Raw genomic sequence first — 4,129 nt, forward strand, 5'->3', positions numbered from 1 at the left:
CGGCCCCGCGGGGGGCGGTCGCGGGCCCCGGGTTGCGGGGTGGCGGGGGGGTGGCCCCGGCCCGGCGGCGGTGGGGGGCCGCCCGCGCGGGGCGGCCCCCCGCGGCCGTTCGGGGGGCCGCCGCGGCTATATGATCACGCGGCCGAGATCACGTCACGGGGGAGCACGAGAACAGCGATGGCCGGGCAGGCAGTACTCGCACCGCCGAGGGAACTCCGCACCTGGTTCGGCCGGCGCTCGGTGCGGATGACCGGATCCGCGCTGGTGTGGCAGGAGGAACCGGAGGCCTTCCACATCCCCTACGGCCGGATCCACCGGGTGCACGCCGTCCCCGGCCGGGGCGTGCTCTGGGACCTGTGCGTCGAGGTCGACCCGCCGGGGCGCGGCGAGCGCTCCGAGTTCCGCCTGGGCACGACCGACGCCAAGGCCCAGGCGTTCGCCGACGCCATCAACGCGCAACGGCTGAAACGGCTCGCCGAGGCTCCGGCCGACCCGACGCGGATCCGCGTCGAACCGTTCCGGCGGCCCAGGCCGCTGCGGCCCGCCGGCTGGCAGCTCGGCCTCCTCGCCCTGTTCGCCGGCTGCCTCACCGAGTCCGTCGCCCTGGCCCTGCTCGGCCACCCCGTGCGGGCCGGGTTCGTCTGGGCCGGCTTCACCGCCTGGTGGGTGAGTGCCGCCTGGGCGGCGAACCTGCCCTGGCAGCTCCGCTACTGGCGCCAGCAGCAGGCACTGGGCGAGCTCCGCCCGGCGGAGTTCACCGGCTCCTACCTCGGGGAGTACCGGGTGCACGACGTCCGCGGCCACTCCCGCAGCACCCGGCGCACGCTCCGGTACACCTACCGGGTGACCGACCAGCTCGGCACGGCGCAGCGGCACGAGTGCAGCGCCGCCGACGTGCGGGACGTGACGCGGCCCCGCACGGTCCTGGTGGTGCCCGGCCGCCTGTCGGCGGACACGCCGGGCAGGCTCGCCGGCCACCTGGTGTGGATGGGCGTCACCGGCCTGCCGACCCTGGTCGCGGGCCTGGTCGGCCTGGTCCTCGTCCCGGGCCTGCTGCTGCCCTGAGCCGCCGGCAGCTCACCCGATGCCGACCACCCACGCCCACCCGGGCGGCACGTCCGGCCTGGACTCCGGGTCCGTCTCCCGCCCCCACCCGACGCGCGCCCTTCCGTTTGCGGCGGCCCGGGCCGGGCTGTGGGGGCGGTGTGCGGGCGCTGGAGATCCACTGGAGGCCGCCTCAAGGAGGGTGGTTCGTGGCGGGTTGGGTGTGTTCTGGTGGATGGCGAAGCAGACCCGCCCCAGGTCCTGTCCGGCCGGACAGGACCCGGTTCGGGGCACGCCGGGGGACGGTAGACGCTCGCGCATGGATGTGAGTGTGGAGGCTATGGTTCGCCGGCCCGGAGTGGATTTGACTGGTGGACATGAGGACGGACGCGCAGGGTTCGCAGAACCGGCCGGGTCCGCTGGTTTCGTCGACTTCTTCTCCGAATGGGGTGGCTGCTGTGGTTGCCAAGGGTGTTGTGGATCTTCCGGTCGGTGCTGGTGTGGTGCTGGTGGTGGGTGGGACGGGTAAGACCGGTCGGCGGGTGGCGGAGCGGTTGGCGGGGTTGGGGTACGGGGTGCGGGTGGGGTCGCGGTCGGGGGCGGTGGCGTTCGACTGGCATGACGAGGGGACGTGGGAGGCGGCGCTGGAGGGGGTGAGTGCGGCGTATCTGACGTACTACCCGGATCTGGCGTTTCCCGGGGCGGTGGAGGCGGTGGGGGCGTTCGCGCGGCTGGCGGCGCGGCGTGGTGTGGGGCGTCTGGTGCTGCTGTCGGGGCGTGGTGAGGAGGCGGCGGAGGCGGGGGAGAAGGCGGTGATGGAGTCGGGGGCCGCGTGGACGGTGGTGCGGTGCGCGTGGTTCAACCAGAACTTCAGCGAGAGTTTCTTCCTGGATCCGGTGCTGGCGGGGGAGTTGGCGTTGCCGGTGGGGGGTGCGGTGGAGCCGTTCGTGGATGCGGAGGACATCGCGGAGGTGGCGGTGGCGGCGTTGACGCAGGCGGGGCATGCGGGGGAGGTGTACGAGTTGACGGGGCCGCGGTTGCTGTCGTTCGCGGAGGTGGCGGTGGAGTTGTCGCGGGCGACGGGTCGTGAGGTGCGGTTCGAGGCGGTGTCGGAGGCGGCGTACCGGGGGGTGTTGGAGGAGGCGGGGCTGCCGGGGGACTTCGCGGAGCTGTTCTCGGTGATCCTGGACGGTCGTAACGCCTCGTTGGGGGACGGGGTGCGGCGGGCGTTGGGTCGTGAGCCGCGGGACTTCGCCGAGTTCGCCCGCGAGGCCGCCGCGTCCGGGGTCTGGGACGTGTGAGCCGCCCACCGCGCCGCACAACTCGCAGGCCAGTCAGTTCCGTTGATCGTCGGTGCCGGGCCTCGCCGGCCTCCTGACCGTCCATCCGGGTCGAACCCGGGAGCGGTACGGAAGCCGGTGCCCGGGCACCGTGGTGGCCCCCGCGCTGGGCGGGGGCCGGGGAGAAATCGAAGGATTACCGATGCGCTCGAACCAGACCGCGACTCCAGCTTCCTACTCCGCTCCATCCTCCTTCGGCGGCCTCGCGCCGGGCGCCTCGGCGGCCCCCGCCGCACGGAGCAAGGCCGCCGGGCCCGTCCTGGCGGGCGCCACCATCGCGATGGGCCTGATGGCGGGCCTGTTCTTCGCCTTCGACGTGTCCGTGATGCCGGGCCTCGCGGCGGGCGACGACCGGACGTACGTGACGGCGATGCAGCACATCAACAAGTCGATCGAGAACGGCATGTTCGGCCTGGTCTTCGTCGGCGCCTTCGTGGCGACGGGCGTGGCGGCCTGGCTCCAGCACAAGGCCGGGCGACGGCAGGCGGCACTGTGGGCCGCCGGGGCGACGGTGCTCTACGTGGTGGCCGTGATGGTCACCATGGGCGTCAACATCCCGCTCAACAACCAGCTGGCGCAGGCCGGCGACCCGTCCCAGATCACCGACTTCGCGGGCGTGCGCGCCAAGTTCGAGGGCACCTGGGTGGCCACCAACATGCTCCGCACGCTGCTCTGCACGGGGGGCCTGGCGGCCCTGACCCGGGCGCTGGTCCTGCACGGCCGCGCCTCGCGCTGAACGGCCCGGCCCCGCAACGGGGTTGCCGCCCCTGGTGGATCCCCGCCGGGGGCGGTCGCCGTGCCCGGTGCCGTGCCCGGCCAGTTCCCGCCGCTCGCCGCTGGTCAACCCGCCGAGCAGCTGGCCGAATTCACCCCCGGCCGGTCGCGGCGGCGGCGCCCTTCGGCGCAGACTGGTCGGTACAGGGCGGTTCCGGCACCAGGGGCAGGGGGCAGGCATGGCCGTACATTCCGGCAGGCGCAGGGCGGTTGGGCGGATTCGGACCGCGATCGGCGCACTCGCCGTCGCCCTGGTGGCGGGAGCGGCGGTCGCGGTGCCGGCCGCACCCGCCGAGGCGGCGGGCGCCAAGGCCGACCAGGGCGGGAAGGTCGTCTACCTCACCTTCGACGACGGCCCCAGCCCCACCTACACGCCGAGGATCCTCGGGATCCTCGCCCACTACGGTGTGCGCGCGACGTTCTTCGAGATCGGGCAGAACGTCGCCGCCCACCCGGCGCTCACCGGGCAGGTCGCCCGGGCGGGCCACAGCGTGCAGAACCACTCCTGGTCGCACCCTGACCTGCGCCGGCTCTCGGCCTCCGCCGTCAACGCCCAGGTGGCGAACACGGACAAGGCGATCCGGGCCCAGACCGGCCGCACCCCGAGCTGCCTGCGCCCGCCCTACGGTGCGGTCAACGGCGCGGTGCGCTCGCGCGCGGCGGCGCTCGGCAAGCAGGTCGTGCTGTGGTCGGTGGACCCGACCGACTGGTCCCGGCCGGGAACGGCGGCCATCCAGTCCCGGGTGCTGAAGAACGTCCGCCCGGGCTCGGTGATCCTGCTGCACGACGGCGGCGGAGACCGCAGCCAGACCGCAGCCGCGCTGCCGACGATCCTCTCCACCCTCAAGGCGCGCGGGTACACCTTCGGGACCCTCTGCGGCTAGGGCGGGACCCGCCGGAGCCCCCGGGGAGGCCGCGGGGAAAGCCCCCCCCGCGGGGGGGGGGGGGTGGGCGGGGGGGGGGGGGGCCCC

General features: G+C 74.4%; 4 protein-coding genes. All 4 read left to right on the top strand.

All coding sequences use genetic code 11. The annotated features are described in order from the left end of the window. Nucleotides 1-177: 177 nt before the first annotated feature. The 4 genes from ACFV61_RS32930 (at nucleotide 178) to ACFV61_RS32945 (ending at nucleotide 4,042) form a co-directional block, all read left to right on the top strand. Nucleotides 178-1,065, top strand: a complete 888-nt coding sequence (locus ACFV61_RS32930; RefSeq protein WP_380495677.1) for a hypothetical protein — start codon at nucleotides 178-180, stop codon at nucleotides 1,063-1,065. A gap of 356 nt (nucleotides 1,066-1,421) precedes the next feature. After that, nucleotides 1,422-2,345, top strand: a complete 924-nt coding sequence (locus tag ACFV61_RS32935) for an NmrA family transcriptional regulator (protein WP_380344724.1) — start codon at nucleotides 1,422-1,424, stop codon at nucleotides 2,343-2,345. Nucleotides 2,346-2,526: 181 nt separating this feature from the next. Then, on the top strand, nucleotides 2,527-3,120 hold the full coding sequence (locus tag ACFV61_RS32940) for a DUF1772 domain-containing protein (RefSeq protein WP_380480837.1): 594 nt from the start codon (nucleotides 2,527-2,529) through the stop codon (nucleotides 3,118-3,120). A 217-nt stretch (nucleotides 3,121-3,337) separates the two neighbouring features. Then, nucleotides 3,338-4,042 (top strand): polysaccharide deacetylase family protein, encoded by a 705-nt coding sequence (locus tag ACFV61_RS32945; RefSeq protein ID WP_380495679.1) that lies wholly within the window; start codon nucleotides 3,338-3,340, stop codon nucleotides 4,040-4,042. Nucleotides 4,043-4,129 lie beyond the last annotated feature (87 nt).

The organism is Kitasatospora sp. NPDC059817, from assembly GCF_042731835.1.
In the GTDB taxonomy this organism is placed as follows: domain Bacteria; phylum Actinomycetota; class Actinomycetes; order Streptomycetales; family Streptomycetaceae; genus Kitasatospora.

What these genes read in the sequence shown, in the direction of transcription:
- ACFV61_RS32940 (WP_380480837.1), top strand. Translation starts at nt 2,527, where the DNA reads ATGCGCTCGAACCAGACCGCGACTCCAGCTTCCTACTCCGCTCCATCC.
- ACFV61_RS32930 (WP_380495677.1), top strand. Translation starts at nt 178, where the DNA reads ATGGCCGGGCAGGCAGTACTCGCACCGCCGAGGGAACTCCGCACCTGG.
- ACFV61_RS32935 (WP_380344724.1), top strand. Translation starts at nt 1,422, where the DNA reads ATGAGGACGGACGCGCAGGGTTCGCAGAACCGGCCGGGTCCGCTGGTT.
- ACFV61_RS32945 (WP_380495679.1), top strand. Translation starts at nt 3,338, where the DNA reads ATGGCCGTACATTCCGGCAGGCGCAGGGCGGTTGGGCGGATTCGGACC.